This is a genomic window from Sorangium sp. So ce1036, from assembly GCF_051369805.1.
Lineage (GTDB): Bacteria > Myxococcota_A > Polyangia > Polyangiales > Polyangiaceae > Sorangium > Sorangium cellulosum_F.
The window spans coordinates 1,628,858-1,649,327 of the sequence record NZ_JBBMOX010000001.1; the positions used below are offsets into that span (position 1 = coordinate 1,628,858).

The window sequence follows — 20,470 nt, forward strand, 5'->3', positions numbered from 1 at the left end:
GGGGTCCTCGGGTCGGGGCTTCGCAGGGGTCGTGGGCCGTTCATGATCGCCGGCCGTTCACAGCGACGTGGGCGGGCGCCAGTCCTCGGCGCGGGCGCGCTCCGGATCCGTCTCGCGGGCGCCCTCGCGCCGCGCGCCGTCCCAGCGCGCGCGCGCGGTCGCGGCGCGGTGCAGGTCCGCGCCGCGGCAGTCGGCGCCCGACAGGTCGGCGCCCGACAGGTCGGCGTGCGACAGGTCCGCGTGCACGAGCGAGGCGTCGCGGAGCCGCGCGCCGCGCAGATCCGCCTTGCGCAGCACGGCCTCGTCCAGCCGCGCCCCGTGGAGCTCCGCGCGCGCGAGGACGGCGCCGTCGAGGCACGCCCGGGAGAGATCCGCGCCCGCGAGCCGCGCCCCCTCCAGGCACGCGCCGGTCAGGTTCGCGACCCCGAGGCGCGCCGATCCGAGCGAGGCGCCGGTCAGATCCGCGCCGGCGAGGCTCGCCTGCGTCAGGTCGGCCCCGTCGAGCTTCGCGCCCCGGAGCTCCGCGCGCGACAGGTCGCAGTCGCGGAGCTCCGCGCCCGAGAGATCCATCGCGGCGAGCTTCGCCTCGACGAGCGAGCTCCTCGCGAGCCGCGCGCCCGCGAGCCGCACGCCCCCGAGGTCGAGCCCGCGCAGCGAGGTGCGCTCGAGCGAGGCCCGGGAGAGGTCCGCGCCGGCGAGGATCGCGCCCGCGAGCTGCGCGCGATCGAGCGTCGCGCCGCGCAGGACGGCGCGGGTCAGGTCGGCGCCGCGGAGCCGGGCGCCCGCGACGCGCGCCCCGGAGAGATCGGCGCCCGCGAGGCGTGCGCGCGAGAGGTCCGCGCCGGTGAGGTCGGCGCCGGGGAGGCGCGCGCCCGGGAGGCTCGCGCCGCGGAGATCCGCCGCCTCGAGCGAGGCGCCCTGCAACGACGCCTCGGCGAGATCCGCGCCGGCGAGCCCGGCCCCGCGCAGCGCGGCGTCCGCGAGCAGCGCGCCGCGCAGGCGGGCGCCGCCGAGGCGCGCCCGGGAGAGATCGCAGCGCGACAGGTCCGCGCCGGTGAGCTCGGCCCCCTCGAGGACGGCGCCGTCCAGCCGGGCGCCGCCGAGGCTCGCGCGCTCGAGCGCCGCGCCCTCGAGGTCGGCCCCGCGCAGCGCGGCGCCGTGCAGGCGCGCGCCGCGCAGCGAGGCGCCGCGCAGCGACGCGCCGTCGAGCGCCGCGGACGCGAGCGCCGCGCCGTCGAGATCGGCGGCGTCGAGCTTGCAGCCGCGCAGGTCGAAGCCGGACAGGTCGAAGCCGGCGAGGTTCGCGCCCGTGAGATCGCCGCCCGCGAGATCGCGCGGGAGCGCCGCGCCGCGGAGGTCCTGGTTCGGGGCGCGCAGCCCGCGGACGAGGCGCGCGCGCGACAGGTCGAGCGCGGCGAGCTCGACCCCGATCAGCGTCACCGCCGCGATCTCCGCGTCGACGAGGCTCGCCCCCGCGAGCGTGCAGCGGTCGAGCTCGACCTCGACGAGCGCGGCGCCGTCGAGCCGGGCGCCGTCGAGGGCGCACTCCGCGAGCCCGGCGCCGGCCAGCGCGGCCCCGGAGAGGTCGGCGCCCCGGAGATCGACGCCCTCGAGCCGCGCGCGCGACAGATCCGCGCCGCGCAGCGAGGCGCCGGCGAGCGACGTCGCCCGGGCCTCGTACCCCGCGTACCCCGCGGCGCGCAGCGCCTCGACGGCCTCCGGGCCGAGATCGCGATCGGCCTCGAGCGGGGCGATCGCGGCCGCGGCGTCCCGGGTGAGCTGCGTGTGGCGCGCGAGCGCGGCGCCGGCGAGGCGCGCGCCCGACAGGTCGGCGCCGCGCAGCGTGACGGCCAGGAAGACGGCGCCGTCGAGCTTCGCCCCGGCGAGGCGCGCCTCGCTCAGGTCGACGCCGTTGAAGAGCACGCCCGACAGGTCGCGGCCCGACAGGTCGACGCCGCGCAGATCGAGGCCGACGAGCATCGGCGGGTCGAGCGGCCCGGCGTCGAGGCGCCCGAGGAGATCGTCCCTGTCGCGCGCGAGGCCCGCGGCTGCGGCGACCCTTGTCATGTCGCGCCTCGATCGCTGGTGAGCAGGGTCGACGAGAGGTGCGCGCCGCGCAGGTCGGCGCCCTCCAGGCGCGCCTGCCACAGCGCCGCCTCGTGGAGCTCCGCGCCGCGCAGGTCGGCGCCGTCGAGGTCCGCGGCCTCGAGGCGGGCGCCGTGCAGGTTCGCCCGCTCGAGGCGGGCGCCCGCGAGCCGCGCCCGCGTCAGGTCCGCGCCCGCGAGGTCGGCGCCGCGCAGGTCGGCGCCGCCGAGGTCCGCGCGGCCGAGATCCGCGCGGCGCAGGCTCGTGAGCGCGAGGTCGGCGCCGGTGAGGTCGGCCTGCTGGAAGCGCGCGCCGTCCGCGCGGGCGCCGCGGGCCTGGGCGCGCGGCAGGCGGGTCCGCTCCGAGGCGCGCAGCTTGCGCAGGTCGGCGCCGCGCAGGTCGACGGCCTCGCCGTGCGCCCCCTCGAGGCTCGCGTCCTCGAGCGTCGCGCCGCGGAAGGAGGCCCGGTCGAGCGCCGCGCGCGCGAGGCGGGCGCCGGCGAGCTCCGCGCCGTCGAGCCGCGCGTCGGTGAGATCGGCCTCGAGGAACGAGGCGCCGGCCGCGCCCGCGCCGGTCAGGATCGCCCCGCGCAGCGCCGCGCCGTCGAGGCGGGCCCCGCCGAGCGCCGCGCCGGCCAGATCGGCGCCGGTGAGGTCGGCCCTGGAGAGGTCCGCGTCGCTCAGCCTGGCCGACGGGAGCCGCGCGCCCGCCATCGTGGCGCGCGCGAGCGTCGCGCCCTCGAGGTCGGCCCCGGCGAGGCGGGCGCCGGTCAGGTCGGCGCCGACGAGCAGGGCGCGCGCGAGGCGCGCCTCGCCGAGGTCGAGCCCCGACAGGTCGAGCCCCGAGAGGTCGGCGCCCGCCATGCTCTCCTGGATGGACAGGCAGAGCTCCACGCGCTCGCGCGTCCACGGCGCCGCGGGCCCCTCGGCGGCCCGGCCCTGCGCCCCGTCCTCGCGGTCGAGCGCGTCGAGCTGCGCCGGGTCGTGGCCCTGCGCCTCGAGCGCCTCCTCCATCTGCGCGCGGGTCTTCCGCTGGATCTCGTCGAGCCGCGCCGGATCTCCGCCGAGCTCGCCCAGCCACGCCTCGAGCGCCGCGTCGCCCTCGGGCGTGCCGAGGGACGAGACGACCGCCGCGGGGGCGCGGCCCTTCTCGAGCGCCGCGCGGATCTGCGCGAGGAGATCGGCGTCGTCGACGCCGGAGAGGGGCGGCGCCCCGTCGTTGTCGTTGCCGGGCGGCGCCGCGGCCGGCCCCGCCGCGGCGGGCGCCCTCGCGTCCGCGGCCGCGGGGCGCTCCCCGAGCAGCGCGAGCGCGAGCCGCTCGCGGTAATGCGCGGCGGCGAGGCGGCCCTCGCCGAGCGGCTCGCTCGCGACGAGCACGTGCCGCACCTCGGGGTGGTCCTCGGCGGAGACGGGCGCGTGGCCGCGCCACACGAGGATCAGCCGCTCGGCTTCCAGGTCGACGTGGGCCGTGTCGAGGTGCATCGGCACCTCGCGGAAGCGGTCCGCGCCGCCCGCGAGCTCGTCGAGGAAGCAGCGGATCCGGACGCCGGGGAGCCTGGCGCGGTACTCGCGCCGCTCGCGGTGCAGGTTGTGGCAGACGATCTCCTCGTCGCCGCGCAGGTGCTCGGCCTGGAGCGCCGGCGCGGCCGCGTTGAAGTAGCTCCAGTCGAGGTCCTCGGGGAAGAACGGCCAGCGCTGCTTCAGCCAGCGCGCGTCGTAGGTGCCGAGCTTGCCGGCGCGCAGCGCCCAGGAGGCGGCGAGCGGCCCGAAGCCCGCGGGCGGCGGCCGCGCCGCGGGCGAGTCGACCGGCGCGCGCGGATCCTCGATGTTCGGCAGCGGCCGCCGCCGCACGTCGCGCTCGCCCGGATCGAAGACGCCGCGCCCCACCGGGTTGGCCGCGAAGCCCGGGCCGCCGAAGGCGCGGCCATAGCCGAGCGGCATCTCGACGAACGGCTGCGGAGCGGTGCGCTGGCCCGTGGCCGGGTCGGCCCAGTACCGGTCGCCGGTCACCTGGAGCGCGAGCGAGGTCTTGCCGACGGCGAAGCTCACCGGCAGGGAGGTGACGAGCCGGCGGCCGGGGGCGTGGGCCTTGCCGGTCAGCAGGAGATCCGCCCTCGGCTTGAACGGCGCGAAGTCGGACGCGTGGCGGAGGGCGCCGCGCGGGTCGTCCCCCTCGTGGACGTCGCCGAGCGGCGGCTCCGGCGCGTCGGCGGGGATCGCAGGCGCGCCGGGCACGAGGCGATAGGTGCCCTTCGCGATGAGGCACAGGGCCCATTGCGGTGGCCGGAGCTGCCAGGGCACCGCCGCGAACGTGGTGGGGGTGGGGTTGACGATCTTCATGAGGACAGCTCTCGACGCGCGCCTCGCCGCGCTCTCGCCCGCCGCGCGGGCTCCTCCTAGAGCCAGTGAAACTGCTGCCCTTGGACGGCGACCCCGAACTGGTCGACCTGGACCTGGCCGGCGCCGAATTTCAGGATGGATGCGTTGGTGCCGTTCAGCTCCATCTCGGAGATCCCCGCCTTGGCATTCACGCCCGTCGCGTCGAGCGTGAGGCTGGTGGGGCCGCAGGCGAGCTCGATGGCGGTGGGCGTGATCTTGAGGGTGGCGCCGGCCGGCCCGCCGCAGCGCAGCAGGATCTCCGTCGGCTCGATGATCAGCTCGGCGTCGTTCAGCGGGTTCGCGTGGGCGAGCTTGTGGACCAGGTACGACCCGACGAGCGCCCCGAGCGTCGCGATGCCCCACGTCATGCCCGTGAGCCCGCCGCCCAGGTCGAGGTCGTGCTTGCCGGCGGCCGCGCCGCCCGCGCCGAACACCGCGCCCGCGGCGCCGGCGGCCACCGCGGCGGCCCACGGCTTCGCGGCGTCGACCGTGGGCTTGTCGGTGCGCCGCACGCGGAGGTGCACCTTGGAGCGCGCCTTGATGTCCTGCTCGTCGGCCGTGGTGAGCTTCTTCGTGCTGCCGAACTCGAGCACCGGGCCGTACGCGATGTTGCAGGTCATCCCGGCCGTGATCCCGGTGTTGAGCCCGAGGAAGACGTTGCCGTTCACGCCCGCCGCGACGCTGTAGCTCCCGCCGAGGCTCATCCCGAAGTTGATGCCGGTGAAGAAGCTCGAGCTGTCGCCGTACGTGAGGTTGACCGACGAGACGTGGCTGCGCTCGGTCTTCCGCCAGCCCTGCCAGTCGTTGCTGAACGTCATCGAGTAGAAGTCCGCGTCGTAGACGCCGAGCGTCCGGTTCGGGACGACGAGCCGGTAGTTGCCGAGGACGACGTCGGTGCGGTTGCCCGTGGTGACCGACTGGTAGTCGCCCTGGGTCACGACCGTGCGGTTGCCGTCGGTGTGATCGTAGACCCCGTCGCTCGCGGCCCAGCCGAAGTGCGCGGCGGTGCCCTTGTCGCTCGCGTCCGAGCTGCTGTCGTAGCCGTCGTCGAGGCTCGACCACGTCCAGCCGCCGTCGCCGAACCCGTCCGCCGGATCGAGCCGCGCGGACTCGATGAACGAGCCGGCCGCCGCCGTGGCCCGCTCGCCGTAGCGCAGGTAGCTGTACTTCCCGTCGCCGTGCGGGACCGCGATGCGGATCCAGTCCTCCGCCTCGGCGCTCGCGGTCGTCGTGCTCGTCTCCGTGCCGAGCTGCTGCTCCAGCGGCAGCGCGCCCCCCGCGCCGCCCGCCGCGGGGACGCCCTCCGCGGCCGCCGCGGCCGCCGCGGGGACGCCCTCCGCGCCGCTCGCCGCGGCCGCCGCGGGGACGCCCGCCGCGGCCGCCGCGGCCCGCGCGCGCCCGAAGCCGCCGCCCATCTCGACCATGGCCCCGTTCGGCATCCGGATGCGGCCGCGCCCCTCGTCGGCGCTCGTGAGCGCGCGGCTCCTCGCGTTGGGCACGACGCCGGTGATCACGGGCCGCTCGGGGTCCCCGCCGACGCCGGTCCACAGCACCTCGGCGCCCTTGCGCAGCGTGAAGTGCATGCCCTCGTCGGCGCCGCCGTAGGGGGTGGCCACGCGCATCGGCACCGACGCCTGCCCCTCGGCCGCGCCGCTCAGGTCGAACGGCATCACCACGCGGTAGCGCCCCTCGGCGTCGACCGCGGCGGTGCCCTCCGGGCCGCGCGCGTCGACGCGGGCGACCATCGCGCCCTGCAGGCGCGGCCTCGGCGTCTCGCGCGGCGGGCGGTAGCGCACCGAGGCCGGGACGGCCTCGAACGCGCAGGCGTAGCGCGGCCCGTCCCCGGCCTCGGCGCGGTGCACGGCGCGGGTCACCAGGTAATCGCGGTTCCAGTCGGCCCGGAAGTGGCCGGAGAGCGCGAGGCGCGCGCCCGCGGCGAGCGGCGCGCCGATCGCGCCGTCGTACACCGTCGCGCGGCAGCGCAGCTCCTCGGCGCGCACGGCGACGAGCGCGGCGCCCTCCTCGGGCGTCGCGAACGGGTCGTCGGCGTCGACGCGCACGCCGAAGCCGCGCGCGTCGACCTCGGCCTCGGCCTGGAGCGGCACCTCCGGCGTGCGCTCGTTGTGGTCGATCAGCACGAGCGCGCGCGGCGCCACCCGGCGCCGGCAGCGCAGCGCGTGTACCTGGGCGGCCTCCGCCTCGCCCATGGTGGCCTCGATCCCGGCCCCGAAGCCGCCCGGGTGGTCGCAGAGGACGAGCCGCTCCACGCCGTCGCGCGGCTCGATGAAGTAGCTGATGCCCGCCTGCTCGAGCTGCCTGGAGACGAAGTCGAGCGCGCTCTCCTGGTACTGCACGGCGTGCTCGCGCGGCGGGTAGGTCCGCTCGAGCCGCCGCTCCACCTCGATCGCGGCCCCGCTCCCGGCGATCACCGCCTCCACGAGATCGGGCACGCTGAGCCGCTGGTACATCCGGGTCTGCCTCGCGAGGCCGAGCAGCGCGAGGCGCGGCACGAGCGCCACCCGGTAGGCGTACCGGCCGTCGCCGAGCGCGCCGCCCTGCTCCACCTCGGCGACGATCCCCGGGATCACGCGGCCTCCGAGCTCGAGCACGCCGGCCGCGCCCGCGAGGTCGTCGAGCGGCAGCGCGGGATCGGCCGAGGCGAGGTCGATCTCGAAGCGATACGGGCGCGACAGGGCCTCCTCGCCGCGGAGCCCCAGCACCGCGAACGCGCCGGCCGGGGCGGCCTCGGAGCGGAAGTGGATCCTCGGAGGGGACGGCGCCCCCACCGCGGTTGAAGCGGACGGCGAAGGCCGGTCTCCGACCGAGGTTGAAGCGGACGGCGAGGGCCGGTCTCCGGTCTCCATCAAAGGCTTGCTCATCGCTTCTCCGAGATCTCGAGCATGGTGCCGGAGGCCGTGGTGATGCGGCTCTGGTTGGCGTTGCGCGCCGTCACGGGCGACGGCGCGAGCGGGTGGAACATGGCCCCGAGGATCACCGGGCGGTCCGGGTCGCCGTTGGCGAACGCCACGACGACCTCGGTGCCCGGGCGCAGCGGGAAGTGCATCCCGTGCCCCAGGCCGCCGAACGGCTGCGCCATCCTCACCGGGCGCGAGGCCTTCTGCTCGCCCGGCTGCGCCGTGTCGAAGTGGAGCTGGACCGTGTAGCGCCCCTCGGCGTCGAGCTGGGGGATGCCGTTCGTCTTCCCCCCCGGCCCCGGCTGCACGATCCCCGTGACCACGCCGGAGATGCGCGGCCTGGGGGTCCGGCGCGGCGGCCGGTAGGCGATGCGCGCCGGGATCGCGCGGAAGGTGTTCCTGTAAAACGGGCTCTGCGCGCCGTCGTCCATGAACGCGGGGAAGCGCGCCTGGTGCTCCACCTCGACGAGGAGCAGCTCCTCGGGCGCCGGGAGGCGCGGGTGGTCGATCACGGTGACGCGCCGCCCGGCGGACAGCGCCGCGCGGCCGGCCCTGCCCTCGAACACGCGCTGCCGCGAGAGCCGCTCCTCGGCCCGGATCTGCGCGATCCTCCGGGCCTCCTCCGGTGTCTTGACGTGGCTGCCGTACTCGACGACGCCGCCGCCGTCGCCCGAGCTCAGGCCGACATACGCCGTCATATCGAGCTGCGGAGCGCGGTAGTTGTAGTCCTGCACGACGTAGCTCGTGGGGATCAGGTCGGTCGTCACCTCGAGGGCGAAGATGTCGGCGGCCTCGCCGCGGGGGCGAAAGGGTACTGTCGCCGCCCCTGCGGCGGGGCGGAAGCCGGCGGGGTGATCGGTGAAGATCAGCCTGTCGCGGCCGCCCTCGTGCTCGAAGAAGAAGCCGATGCCGTCGTGCTCGGCGAGCCGGCTGATGAACGCGAGATCGCTCTCGCCGTACTGCACGACGAACTCGCGCTCGGGATAGCTCTCGAGGAGACGGAGCTCGACATCTTCCGCGCCGAAGTTGTGCCGCTCGAGCTTGCTCCGGATGATGTCCGGAACGCTGCAATCCATGAAGATCTCCTGCGTCTCGACGAGGGTCAGCCGGTACGCGCGCGGCACGAGGCGCAGGCGGCAGGTGGCGCGCTCGGCGAGCGGCTCGAGGCGGTCGCGGATCGGGCCGAGCATGCCCGAGATGCGGCGGATCTCCTCGCCGTCGGCCTCGAACACCAGGCTGACCTCGGCGCCGGGCGCGGCGTCGGGCGGGAGCTCGCGGCCCTCGTCGAGCACGACGTCGAGATCGAACGAGAAGAGCTGCGAGATCACCTCTCGCCCGGAGAGCTCGCGGACCTTCACGTGGTCCCACGATCCTCGCGCCGACTCGATGTGGACGTTCAGTGTCCCGGAGGCCTCTTTCATTGCGTTCTCCGCGTCACGACAGGTCGGACCTAGCCTGGCTTCTTGCCGGGGCCATACAGCAGAGCCTTCACGTCGAGCTTCGCGGGGCGCTCCGGCGCCCCGGGGGACGGCGGCGGAGCCGGCGGCTCGGGGGGCGGCGTGGCCCAGGCGAAGGCGCGCGGCGCGGCCGGGGGCGCCGCGGCCGGCGGGGCAGGGGGCGCCCCGGCCGGCGCGGCCGGGACCGATGCGTCCGGTGGGGCAAGGGCTGCCGCGGCCGGCGGGGCAGGGAACGCCGCGGCCGAGAACGGGACCACCGGCTGGCGCGTCGCGCGCTCGATGGCGTCCCTGGGGAGGGCCTCCGTTCCGGATCTGCGGAGCGGCGGCGCATCGGGCAGCGCCGGCGCGGAGCGCCGCGGCGGAGAGGGCCCCTCGGGCGCCGGTCGAAACGGGAGCAGCGACTCGACCAGCGCCCGACCCCCGCCCTCCGGGAGGTCGAGCGTCCCGTCGTGCCGCGCGCCCGCCGCACGGGGGGCCATCGCGAGGGTCGACGCCAGGGCGGCGTCGTCCTCGTCGCCGTCCGCGGCCTCCACGCCGCGATGAGGCGCGCCGCCCGCGTGGGTCACGGGGTGAGCGCCGGGCGCCGACGCCCCGGCCCTGCCGGTCGCGGGCCACGCGATCGGCTCGCCGGGGAGCTCGACGCCGGCCAGGACATGGATCCTCGCGAGCGCGCTCTCATGAGGGACGGGAAAGCTGCCTCGCCACGTCACCGTGCAGCGCTGCTCGTCGCCGTCGATGCGCAGCATATCGGCGCAGAGCGGCAGCACCTCCCGCTCGTCGATGCCCGCGTCCGACAGCCCCTCCACGCGCGCGAGGCCGCGCGCGCCGGGCAGTCGCATGCGCAGGCGCGGCGCGCTCGGGTGCAGGCCATCCATCACGATCCACTCGTCGCCGCGCAGGAACGGGGGGCGCTGGTCGGCCGGCGCCGCCTGGAAGTAGTCCCAGCAGAGCTCGTCGGGGATCTCGGCGATCTCGCGCTCGAGCAGGGCCCGCGGGATCGCCCCGAGCAGCCGCTTGCGGGCGGGCATGGCCTGCGCGATGGGGCCGAAGCCGGCCACGCGCGTCGGGTCGAACGGATCGAGGAGATTCGGCTCGCCCGAGCCGCGATAGCCGGCCCCGAACGGGTTGTCGGGGAAGCCGAGCCCACCGAAGGCGTGCTCGTAATCGAGGGGGAGCCGCACGAACCCGCCCCGCTTCCGGACGATCAACGTCTTGTCGAGCAGCGTCCGGCCGCCCGCGAAGAGCCCGAGCCGGACAGGCAATGTCTCGAGAGGGCGGCCGTGCGGCGCGTGCGCGTGGCCCGTGGCGACCACGTCGGCCTGGAGCAGGCGGGGGACCGTGTCGATCGTGAACCGGACGCTCCGCGAAGGGAGCGCGCCGTGATGGATCTCTGCCCGGAAGATCTCCTGCGGCGCGACGCGGGGCATGGCCGTGTTCTGCGCGAACGCGAAGGTGGCTTTCACGATCGCGGTCACGCGGAGCTCGCCCCGGAACCGCCATGCCATGGCCGCGGCGCTCGCCGCGCCGAGCGGCGTCACGCTGGCTCGCGGGGGAGTGCGCGCTGCCATGGATCTCGGCGATGAGACCTCTCCTGTGACGCCGCTGTCAAGCCGACATGGACGCGGCGCGCGCGCTCCGCCGCGGGTGCCGCGGCGCGCCGCCCCGCGAGCCGCGCCTCGGAGCGAGCCTGTTCGAGCGCGCGGGCCGCGCGCCCGCTCTCCTGCCAGCGCGCACGGCCTGATCCGGGCGGCCCAGCGACGTGTAGCTGTGGAGGTCCACGAGCTCTTTCTGCGTCTCCGTCGATGACGCCGGGTCAGCGCTTCTCCGCGTGCACCGAGCGCTCGATCTCGGAGACGAGCAGCGCGCGCCCGGTCGGTTCGATGTAGCGCTCGGTGAACTCCCGCGGGCCCATCTGCTCGAGCTCCGTCCATCCGTACTCGGCCAAGAGCGTCGGTACGGCGGCGGGCGCCATGCCGAAGCGCCAGACCTTCTCCTTTACCTTGAAGCGCTGGTACGCGTTCTCGGCTCCATAAAAGTTCTCGCCGTCGAGGAAGTCCTTGCGCACGTAGGTGAACACGAGCCGGCTGCCCGCGGCCGCCCCGGCGAGGAAGCGAAACGTCTCACGGACCCCGCGCTCCGTCAGGTACTGCGTCACGCCCTCCCAGACGAAGAGCGTCCTGCGCGCGATGTCGTACCCGTGCGCCGCCAGGCCGGTCGCCAGGTCCTGCGTTTCGAAGTCGATCGGGACCAGGCGCACCGACTCCGGAACTCCACCGAGGACCCTCCGCAGCGTGGTCCGCTTGTGCTCGATGTTCTCGGGCAGGTCGACCTCGAAGACCGGAACGTTCGCCAGCGCCGGTATCCGGTACGCGCGCGTGTCCATCCCCGCGCCGAGGAGGACGACGACCTCGTTGCCCGCGCGCAGGGCTTCGAGGGTCTTGTCATCGATGTAGCGCTTGCGGCACAACATGCTGCCCCGGATCCCGAGCGCCGTCTTCTCGGCGGCCTGCATCAGCGCGTCCTCGAGGGGCCGCCAGCGGGTCAGCGCCATCATGAACCGCAGCCCGGCCGGCAGGAAGCGATAGGCCAGGTCGTCGTGCACCAGCCGCTGCGCAGGGCTGGTCCTCTGGTCGGCCACGACGATCGTCATCGGGCCGAAGGCGGTCTTTGCGGCTCGGTTCGCCATAGGCACCTCTCATTCGGTCCGTTCGGACCAGCGCTTGCCCGAGGGCAGTGGTGGGGCGTCCTCGAAGGCTCTCGTCATCCACGAGAAGACCTCGTGGGCCGCACGGATCCGTCCGGCGCGCGCGCTCCCGCGGCCGACGAGGTCGAGGCCGTCGTCGACGATCTCGCCGAGCGAGCTCAGCGAAGCGACCTGGCGGCGGACGACCCTCTCCCACGCGTCCTCGTCGACGCGGTAGTACGCGGTCCGGCTCCCGGACCGGGTCCGCCGGCTCACGAACCCCATCGCCGCCAGCACACGCAGGTTCGTGGTGAGCGACGCGCGGCTCGCGCCGATCGCGTCGGCGATCTCCGCCGCGGATTGCTCCGCAGGGTCGCAGATCATCAGCCACCCGAGGACGCGCCCGGCGATCGGCGGCATCCCGTCGGCGGCGAGGTACGTCGCCACGCGCTCGACCCACCCGAGGAGAGCGCTGCGCTCGACCTGGGGCCGCGGTTTCACGGGGCGGGCGCCTTGTTTCGGCATAGGCTAGTGATTTCACTCTATACTGAAATGAGGCGCCGTGCAAGGGCGGGGCGCCCGGCCGAGGAGGCCGGGCTCGTCGCTCGCGGGGCCTGCGCTCCGGCGGGCCACCAAAGGGGCCCGCCGGAGCGCGGGCCCCTCCGCGACGACCCCGGGACGAGCCTGGGTGACGCGGCGCTAGTCCGCCTGCGACGCCGCGCGCGCGTTCCTGGCGACGAAGTCCCAGCTCACGAGCCTGTCGAGGAACACCTCGAGGAACGCCTGACGGTTGTTGCGATGATCGAGGTAATAGGCGTGCTCCCACACGTCGCACGTGAGGAGCGGCGTCGCGCCCGTCGTGAGCGGGTTCTCGGCGTTCGGCGTGTCGATGATCTTGCCCTTGCCGCGGTCGAGCACGAGCCAGGCATAGCCCGAGCCGAAGCGCGCCACGCCGGCTGCGATGAAGTCGGCGCGGAACTTCTCCCACCCGCCGAGCCCCGCGATGAGGTCGCCCACGTCGCCGGCGGGCGGCGCGCCGCCGCCGTTCGGCTTCATGCTCTCCCAGAAGAAATCGTGGTTCCACACCTGAGCGGCGTTGTTGAACACCGCGCCCGAGCTGGTCCGCATGAGCTCGACGAGGCTCTTGCCCTCTTCGGGCTTGCCCGCGATCAGGCTCTTGAGCTTCGCCATGTAGCCCTTGTGGTGCTTCTCGTAGTGGAACTCGACCGTCTCTTGCTTCATGACGGGCTCCAGCGCGTCCTTGGCGTATGGAAGCGGTATCACGTCGACATACATCGTGTTCTCCTCCCCGCTCGCGCGCGGCGAGGCGCCCCGCGCCCTGGGACTCTCGGACCCGCGTCGCGGCCCGTCAATCCGGGAGAGCGCGCGCAGCGCCGCCCTGCGCTGCCTGTCGAGATATCGATCCTGAACGCGCTCGCCCTCACCCTGCTTGCCTGACGTCGCCGAGCCGGGCCGGCGCCCGCCGAGCCGGGCGGCCGCGGCCGGCGCGCACGGAGCGCGCACGGAGCGCGCACGGAGACGGAGGAGGGCGCCGCGTACGGGGGTTGCAAGGACGGACTGCATGCGACGGTTCCTGATCCTGTGCCTTTCGGGGGTGGCCGCGTGCGTGTCTCCAAGCTACTCCTATCGACCCGCGGAGCAGGCGACGGCCATCGTCTCGGGCCGCCCGGCGGCGCGCTACGCCATCCCGCCGGAGCGGCCGACCGGCGATGTCCGCGTGGCGACGTTCGGTGTCGCGTCATTGCGCCTCGCCGAAGGGGAGTCGGTCCCCGCGCTGCACGCCCGCCTGATCGTGTCGAACAGCGGCGGAGCGGCGGTGTGGACGCTCGACACACGCGACGTGCGCATCGAGGTCGTGGGCGCGGGCAGGAGCGGCCCTGCGTTCTCGAGCGCGGACGCGCCGGGGCTGCCCGTCGTGCGGATCCCGCCCGGGCAGCAGAGATCGGTCGACCTCTACTTCCAGCTCCCGCCCGAGCTCGAGGGGGCGGGGGACATCCCCGGCTTCGATGTCCTCTGGCGGGTGCAAACGGACGCGAGGCCGATCGCGGAGCGGACGCCGTTCGAGCGGATCCGCGTCGAGCCCGCGGCGGCGGCCACCGTCACCTACGGTGTCGGGCTCGGCCTCGCGCACCCCTACTGGCACGGTTCCCTTCACGCCGGGAGGCCGGTGATCGTCTACCGGGCTCGCCCCGCGTTCCGCTTCGTGGCCCCCGCGCGGTGAGGCGGGCCTGATCATCGTTATCGGCCTACAGAACGCCTTCATCCTGCGCTCGCCGGCGTGCTCAGCCGGTCGCCCCGTGCCGCGCGGGGCGCGCGTTCCACAGGCGGGTCGAGAGCGCGAGGCCGACGGCGGCGACCGGGAGCATGGCCAGGGGCCACGGCGTCCAGCGCGCGGGAGAGCTCGCCGCGTCGCCGGAGGGCAGGATGACGGCGTAGAGGAACGACTGCGCGGCCGTGCCCAGGTAGACGAAGCCGTCGATGATGCCGGTCGCGATACCGGCGTTCTTCCTGCCGCCGAAGTCCATGCTGGCGGTCCCGGAGAGCATGCCGTGGACGCCGATCACGCAGAGGGACATGAGCACGACGGTCCACCCGGCGACGGGCAGGCTCAGGGTGAAGAGGACGACGATCGCGCCGAGCAGGAGGCCTGCGTAGAGGACCGAGGCCACGGGGCCGCGGCGCGAGTCGAACACGTGATCGGAGATGAAGCCGGCGAAGACGCCGCCGAGGATACCGGCGATGCAGAGGAGCACGCCCCAGTGCGTCGACACGAAGCCCTCGAGCCCGGTCTTGTCCGCGAAGATGAGGTACCACTTCATGACGGCGTTGCGGAGGAAGCCGCTGCAGAACTCGATGGCGACGATGATCCAGATGACCTTCTGCGAGGACATGCGCCTCGCGACCTCGACGGGGCCGAGCCGCTCGCCGGTGTCGCCGGAGGACGCGTCGGCGGTGTCGAAGTCCTGGAAGCCTGCCTGTCCCGGCGTATCGCGGATGACGAGCAGATCGAGCACCACGAACGCGAGCAGGAGGAGGGCGGGGGCGTGGAAGACCCACGGCATGGGGAGGAGCCTCGCGATGGCGCGGCTCCAGTCGTAGGCGAAGTAGAGCCCCAGCGAGATCAGGATACCGAAGACGCCGCCGAGCATGCCGCGCTCGCGGACGTGGAACCACGGCGCGTTGACCTTGACGATGGACACGGCGCCGAAGCTCTGGAAGTACATGTTGCCGGCGAAGAGGGCGGTGAGCGCGGTGATGGTCGCGTCGTGGCCGAGCTGTCCTCCCTGCGCGAGGCGGACGGCCGCGCCCATGAGGGCGTTCATGAGGGCGGATCCACCGGCGGCGAGGGCGATGGTGACGCGCCCGCCCCATCGATCGGCGAGGGGCCCATTCAGGAGGAACGCGACGCCGTAGACGGCCGATCCCCAGCCGTCGATGTTGCCGAACTCCTGCTTGCTGACGAGGCGCATCGCGTCGAGCGCCGACGCGTTGGCGGAGAGGTTGTACCGCCCCATGTACAGGAAGGCGTAGGTGAGCCCGAGCGGGAACCAGTTGAAGAACCGCCGGCGCCTGAACTCCGCCGAGTGCCCGAGCTCGATCGTGGGCAGCCGCCGTGTGACGACGGCGATGGCCGCGAGCAGCAGCAGGATCGGCAGCAGCTGACTGAGCCAGGCAGGCATGGATCGCCCTCCGTCCGCCGACCATAACGGCGCCGCAGCGCAACGGCCACGCCTTCGCCCCGAGATCACAGGGCGCTTTCCGTGGAGGACAGCGCTCCGGACGCCAGCGGGCCGAGCGTCCGTTACGGAGAGCAGGGGAGGAGGGGAGGGAGCGTTCACGGCGCGCGTGGGGACGGGCCGATGTCCGAGCATTCCCGGCCGGTGAATCGCCCGATCCAGGGCGGTTCACCGGCCCATGCGAGTTCGGCGGGGCCCCGCGCGCGCCGTGAACGCTCCCTCCCCCCTCCCCTGCCCCCGCGACCCGGATCTACCTCGGAGCCACCCCCCCGCGGATCACCCCCCCCGCCCGCGGAAAATCGCGTGCCGGAAGTAGTTGATCTGGCTCTTGGCGAACTCCTTGGCCGCATCCAGCCGATCGCCATCCCGCGAGGAGCTGCGGATCAGGAGCTCGCCGTTCTCGTAGAGCTCGCGCGTCTTGCTCCGCTGGAGCTTCCCGCTCGAGGTCTTCGGCAGCACGCCCGCCCCCACCGCCACCACGTCGTCGACCGTGAGCCCCATCGCCTGCTGCACGACACGGCGCACCTCGCCCTTCAGCGCTTGCTTCTCCTGCTCGCTGGACGCCGCCGTCTCGAAGACGATGACGACGCGCTCGCGGTCGTTGTGCGGCTTCATCGTTCCGAACGCGATGACGTTGCCCTTCCGCACCCCGGGGACGCGGCTCGCCTCCCACTCGAGGTCCTGCGGGTAGTAGTTGCGCCCGTTGACGATGATGACCTCCTTCGAGCGCCCGCAGATATGGACCTTGCCGTCCGCGAGATACCCGAGGTCCCCCGTCCGCAGCCAGCCGCCCGCGAACGCCTCCTTCGTGAGATCCGGCTCGTTGAAGTAGCCGGACATCACGCTCGGCCCCCGCAGCCTGAGCTCCCCGACCTCGCGGTCGCCGAGCGGGCGCGCGCTCTCCGCGTCGTCCGACGCGAACACCGCGATCTCGTGCCCCTCGAACGCCGACCCGCACTGCACGAGCGTCGACGCGCCCTCGCTCTCGGCCGCGGCGGGCACCGCCTTGCCCTCCTTCCAGAGCGTCTCGCCGTCCACCGTGTCCGTCTGCAGCCCGGCCCCGAGCGCGCTGAACGACACCGCCAGCGTGCTCTCCGCCATGCCGTACGAGCAGACGAACGCCCTCTCGTCGAAGCCGACCGGCGCGAACTTCTCCGCGAACGCGCGCAGGTTGTCCGCGCGGATCGGCTCGGCGCCGCAGCCCGCGACCCGCCACGTCGACAGATCGAGCCCCGCCATCTCCTGCTCCCGGATCCGCTTCACGCAGAGCGCATAGGCGAAGTTCGGGCCGAACGACACGTTGCCCCGGTGCCGCGTGATCGTCTCCAGCCAGCGCACCGGGCGCTTCAGGAACAGGAGCGGGGGGAGGAACGTGACCGTGTTGACGTGGTAGAGCGGCGCGATCACGAAGCCGATGAGCCCCATGTCGTGGTAGAGCGGCAGCCACGAGACGCCCGTGTCGACCGACTCGCGCACGGCGAGGCCGAGGTCCACGATCGCCCGCACGTTCGCCGCCAGGTTCGCGTGCGTGAGCACCACGCCCTTCGGGCGCGACGTCGAGCCGCTCGTGAACTGCAGGAAGCAGACGTCGTCGAGCGCGACCTTCACCGGCTTGAGCTCCTCGCGCGAGCCGCGGATGCCCTCGACCGCCACGATCTGCTGGAGCTCCGGCGCCTGGGCCTGGATCGTGCCGAGCATGCGCTTGATCTCGCCGCTCGTGAGCAGGACCTTGGCCCCGCTCTTCGCCACGATGTGCAGCGTGTTCTCGAGATAGCCGGTCAGCTTGCCGAGGCCGGTCGGCGGGTAGATGGGCACCGGGATGATGCCCGCGCGGATCGCGCCCAGGAACGCGAAGATGAAGTCCGCGTTGTCCGGGAGGATCAACGCGACGCGATCGCCCTTCTGGAGCCCGAGCGCCTGGAGCGCGCCGCCGATGCGCGCGCTCGCCCGCTCGATGCCCCCGTGCGTGAAGAACGGCTCGGTCTCGCTCGACTCCTCGATGAAGCGATAGCCCGTCTTCGTGCTCGTCGCTGCGTCCTCGATCGCCTGTGCGACCGTCCGCGCTTTCCAAACAGCCGTCATCCCGAGAGCCTTCCTTCGTTCTTGAGCTTGAGCTCGATGGCCTTGACGACGTCGGCGACCGTGTCGACCTCGCGCAACACGTCGTCGGGGATCGAGAGGTCGAACTTATCCTCCATATCCGCGACGATCTCCATCACCCCCAGCGAGTCGATGCTGAGATCCGCGACGAGATGGCTGGACTCCGTGACCTTCACCTCGCCGGCCGTGTGTCCCTCCAGGAGCTGGATGATCTCTGCCCGCAACGTCTCCCGTGTCCACGTCATCGGTCGTTCCTACCCCAACTGCGGCGTGGCGAGGAGGGGCTTGCTCGGCCGCCGGGAGCGCGAGCGCGGCGCCCGCCTCGCCGCCCCCCGCGGCGTCCGGCGTGCATCAGGGACGGGCGGCGTCGATCATCGCGCGTAGCCGATTCAACCCCTCGATCGCCCGCGCTCCGTACCACATGAGATCCTTGCCATCGCAGCGGAGGATCTGGCCGCGGCGTGCGGCGGGGATGTCGAGAGAGCGAAATATTCCTGCGTCGGCGTCTGTGAAGGCGTGCGGCTCGTCGGGCAGCAGCACGATGTCCGGAGCGTGGGCGACCACCTCGTCGAGGGTCACGCGGGGGTAGCGGGTGTCGCGGCCTGCGACGCGCGCGGGCGGGAGCGGCGGCGCCTTGCCCAGGTCGGCCGCGAGCGGGTAGCGCCGGGTCCGCTCGCCGAAGACGTTCTGCGCGCCGGCCAGGTCGAGCATGTCCGAGATGAACGTGTCGCCGTGCACGGTCATCAGCGGGGCCATCCAGATCGGGATGAAGACGCGGATCGGCGGGCGCTCGCCGCGCCGCGCCTCGGCCGCGGCGTGGGCGCGGTAGGCGGTCGCCACGAGGTCGCGCGCGGTGGTGGACGGCCCGTCCGGGGCGCCGCCCTCCGGGGCCGGGGGGGTGGTCGCGGAGTGCCCGAGCAGGCGGGCCAGCCGGGCGAGGTGGGCCACGCCGTCGGCGACCCGCTTCGGGAACGAGACGAGCACGCGCAGGCCGGCCGCGTCGAGGCGCTCGAGGTCGTGCTTGCTGTTCTCCTCCTGGTTCGCGACGACCGCGTCCGGGGCGAGCGCGGCGATGCGGTCGACGTCGACGTCCTTCGTGCCGCCGACGATCTCGACGTGCTCGACCTCGCCCGCGGGGGCGACGCAGTAGCGGGTGCGCCCGACCAGGCAGCCCGCGGCGCCGAGCCGGACGAGCGAGTAGGTGTCGCTCGGGACGAGCGAGACGATGCGTTGCGGCGGGGTGCGCCACTCGTGCTTGCGCCCCCGGTCGTCGACGATGCGGATGAACGACCCGGCGAACGCCGGGCCCCAGCCTGCGCTGAACGCCATGCGCCCGATGTACCCCGTCGCCGCGCGCGCTGCACGAAATCGGACGCAAGCGAACGCGAACGAACGCGAACGAACGCGAACGAACGCGAACGAACGCGAACGAACGCGAACGAACGCGAACGAACGCGAACGAACGCGAACGAACGCGAACGAACGCCACCGGAGGCCATCGACGCGGCGGCGCCGGGATCGCCACGTAGTTGGCCCGCCCGCGCGAGATCTGCGACGAGGGCTCGTGCAGATCGAACGCCTCGATGTGCGTCGCGGGGTCACGCTCCCGTATCCCCCCCCGGACCTGCCGGCGGCCGCGCGCGGGCCCGCGCGCGAGGGGCCCGATCACCGCCGCGCGGCGACCCGCGCCGGGCGGCTCTTGCCGTGTCGGTTCGGCCGCTACACGCTGTTCGATCACATCGGCCAGGGGGGCATGGCCGACCTCTACCTCGCCCGGGTGTGCACGGAGCTCGGCGCGTCGCGCCTCGTGGCCATCAAGGAGGTCGCCCCGAAGCTCGCGCACGATCCGCGCTTCGTGGAGATGCTCGTGAGCGAGGCCAAGCTCGCGGCGGGGCTGCGCCACGCGTCCATCGCGCAGGTCGAGGACCTCGGCCGCGAGGGCGACTCGCTGTTCATCGCGATGGAGTACGTCGAGGGGTTCGATCTGCGGGAGCTGCTCCGCCGCTGCGCGCGCCAGAAGGTGAAGCTCCCGATCGCGTTCTCGCTGCTGATCGTGGCCGAGGCGCTGCGGGCGCTCGCCTACGCCCACCGGCGGGGCGTCGTGCACCGCGACGTCTCGCCGTCGAACGTGCTGCTGAGCTTCGACGGCGAGGTCAAGCTCTGCGATTTCGGCATCGCCCGCGCGCACGAGCTCGGCGGGGCGATCCTCGACGAGGTGCTGCAGGGCAAGGCCGGCTACATGAGCCCGGAGCAGGCCCGCGGTGAGCCGCTCGACGAGCGCTCCGACCTCTTCGCGGCGGGCATCCTGCTCTGGGAGCTCCTGGCTGGCCGGCGGATGTACGGCGCGGGCCACGGGGCGGCGCTCTCGAAGGAGGAGGCGCGCCGCGCGCTGCTCGAGCGCGCGCGCCGCGCGGAGATCCCGCCGCTCGCGGAGCGCGGGCTCCCGGACGAGGCGGCGCTGCGCGCGATCGTGGCGCGGGCGCTCGCGCCGGCGCCCGGCGATCGCTACGAGGGCGCGGCGGCGATGCTGCAGGACCTCACGGCCTACGCGGCGGCGGCCGATCTGTCGGCGAGCCCGCTGCGCTTCGGGGCGTGGCTGCGCGACCGCTTCGGCACGGAGATCGTCGCCGCGCGCCGGGCGCGCGAGCGCGCGGTGCGCGCGCTGGAGCTCGGCCCGCCCGCGGTGATCGTGCCGATCGGGGGGCCGCCCGCCGCGCCGTTCGTGGAGCGGGTCGCCGTGCTGCCCGCGGAGCCGGGCGCCGCGCCGCTCGCGGAGCGGGCCGCCGCGCCGCTCGCCGGGTCGGGCGCCGCGCCGCTCGCGGAGCGGGCCGCCGCGCCGCTCGCCGGGTCGGGCGCCGCGCCGCTCGCGAAGCGGAGCGCCTCGTCGCCGGTCGCGTGGACCGCCGTCGCGCCGCTCGCGGATCGGGCCGCGTCGCCGCGCGCGCCGGCCGCGGCCGCGCCGCGGGCTCGCGCGCCGCGGCCGCTCGCCCGCCCGCGGCGGCGCGCGCTCGGGCCGCTGCTCGTGCGCTGCGCGCTGGCGCTCGCGCTCGTCGCGCTCTGCGCCGCCCGGTGCTACCTCGCGGCGCGGTAGCGC

General features: G+C 74.4%; 14 protein-coding genes. 2 read left to right on the forward strand and 12 right to left on the reverse strand.

The genetic code is table 11. The features are described from left to right. Positions 1-57: 57 nt before the first annotated feature. From WMF31_RS06030 to WMF31_RS06065, 8 genes are all read right to left on the reverse strand, one after another. A complete protein-coding gene (locus WMF31_RS06030; protein ID WP_436601012.1) occupies positions 58-2,067 on the reverse strand; it encodes a pentapeptide repeat-containing protein in 2,010 nt (669 codons plus the stop codon). Then, a complete protein-coding gene (locus WMF31_RS06035; RefSeq protein WP_436601013.1) occupies positions 2,064-4,424 on the reverse strand; it encodes a DUF2169 family type VI secretion system accessory protein in 2,361 nt (786 codons plus the stop codon). Before WMF31_RS06035 ends, WMF31_RS06030 begins: the two co-directional genes overlap by 4 nt. A gap of 56 nt (positions 4,425-4,480) precedes the next feature. Then, complete coding sequence (gene tssI / locus WMF31_RS06040; RefSeq protein WP_436601014.1) at positions 4,481-7,342, reverse strand: type VI secretion system tip protein TssI/VgrG; 2,862 nt, start codon at positions 7,340-7,342, stop codon at positions 4,481-4,483. Then, a complete protein-coding gene (locus WMF31_RS06045) occupies positions 7,339-8,799 on the reverse strand; it encodes a type VI secretion system Vgr family protein (protein ID WP_436601015.1) in 1,461 nt (486 codons plus the stop codon). The genes tssI and WMF31_RS06045 overlap by 4 nt, the downstream gene beginning before the upstream one ends. Positions 8,800-8,828: 29 nt before the next feature. Next, positions 8,829-10,403: a DUF2169 family type VI secretion system accessory protein gene (locus tag WMF31_RS06050; protein ID WP_436601016.1), complete on the reverse strand. Its 1,575-nt coding sequence runs from the start codon at positions 10,401-10,403 to the stop codon at positions 8,829-8,831. A gap of 245 nt (positions 10,404-10,648) precedes the next feature. Further along, positions 10,649-11,521: an SAM-dependent methyltransferase gene (locus tag WMF31_RS06055; RefSeq protein WP_436601017.1), complete on the reverse strand. Its 873-nt coding sequence runs from the start codon at positions 11,519-11,521 to the stop codon at positions 10,649-10,651. A gap of 9 nt (positions 11,522-11,530) precedes the next feature. Beyond that, positions 11,531-12,019 (reverse strand): GbsR/MarR family transcriptional regulator, encoded by a 489-nt coding sequence (locus tag WMF31_RS06060; RefSeq protein WP_436601018.1) that lies wholly within the window; start codon positions 12,017-12,019, stop codon positions 11,531-11,533. Positions 12,020-12,217: 198 nt separating this feature from the next. Then, positions 12,218-12,814 (reverse strand): superoxide dismutase, encoded by a 597-nt coding sequence (locus WMF31_RS06065; RefSeq protein ID WP_436601019.1) that lies wholly within the window; start codon positions 12,812-12,814, stop codon positions 12,218-12,220. A gap of 286 nt (positions 12,815-13,100) precedes the next feature. Here WMF31_RS06065 and WMF31_RS06070 point away from each other — a divergent pair, with 286 nt between their 5' ends. Then, positions 13,101-13,760, forward strand: coding sequence for a hypothetical protein (locus WMF31_RS06070; RefSeq protein WP_436601020.1), 660 nt, complete (start codon positions 13,101-13,103; stop codon positions 13,758-13,760). A gap of 61 nt (positions 13,761-13,821) precedes the next feature. Here the strand turns inward: WMF31_RS06070 and WMF31_RS06075 are convergent, their stop codons facing one another. The 4 genes from WMF31_RS06075 to WMF31_RS06090 form a co-directional block, all read right to left on the reverse strand. Further along, entirely contained in the window at positions 13,822-15,219 is a 1,398-nt protein-coding gene (locus tag WMF31_RS06075; RefSeq protein ID WP_436601021.1) for an MFS transporter, read from the reverse strand. A gap of 333 nt (positions 15,220-15,552) precedes the next feature. Beyond that, the gene (locus WMF31_RS06080) at positions 15,553-17,358 is read right to left on the reverse strand and encodes a fatty acyl-AMP ligase (RefSeq protein WP_436601022.1); all 1,806 of its coding nucleotides are present in this window, start codon (positions 17,356-17,358) and stop codon (positions 15,553-15,555) included. Continuing rightward, positions 17,355-17,621 (reverse strand): acyl carrier protein, encoded by a 267-nt coding sequence (locus WMF31_RS06085; protein ID WP_129352813.1) that lies wholly within the window; start codon positions 17,619-17,621, stop codon positions 17,355-17,357. Before WMF31_RS06085 ends, WMF31_RS06080 begins: the two co-directional genes overlap by 4 nt. A 106-nt stretch (positions 17,622-17,727) precedes the next feature. Then, positions 17,728-18,705, reverse strand: a complete 978-nt coding sequence (locus tag WMF31_RS06090; RefSeq protein WP_436601023.1) for a helical backbone metal receptor — start codon at positions 18,703-18,705, stop codon at positions 17,728-17,730. 235 nt (positions 18,706-18,940) lie between these two features. Here WMF31_RS06090 and WMF31_RS06095 point away from each other — a divergent pair, with 235 nt between their 5' ends. Then, positions 18,941-20,467, forward strand: a complete 1,527-nt coding sequence (locus WMF31_RS06095) for a serine/threonine-protein kinase (protein WP_436601024.1) — start codon at positions 18,941-18,943, stop codon at positions 20,465-20,467. Positions 20,468-20,470: the final 3 nt, after the last annotated feature.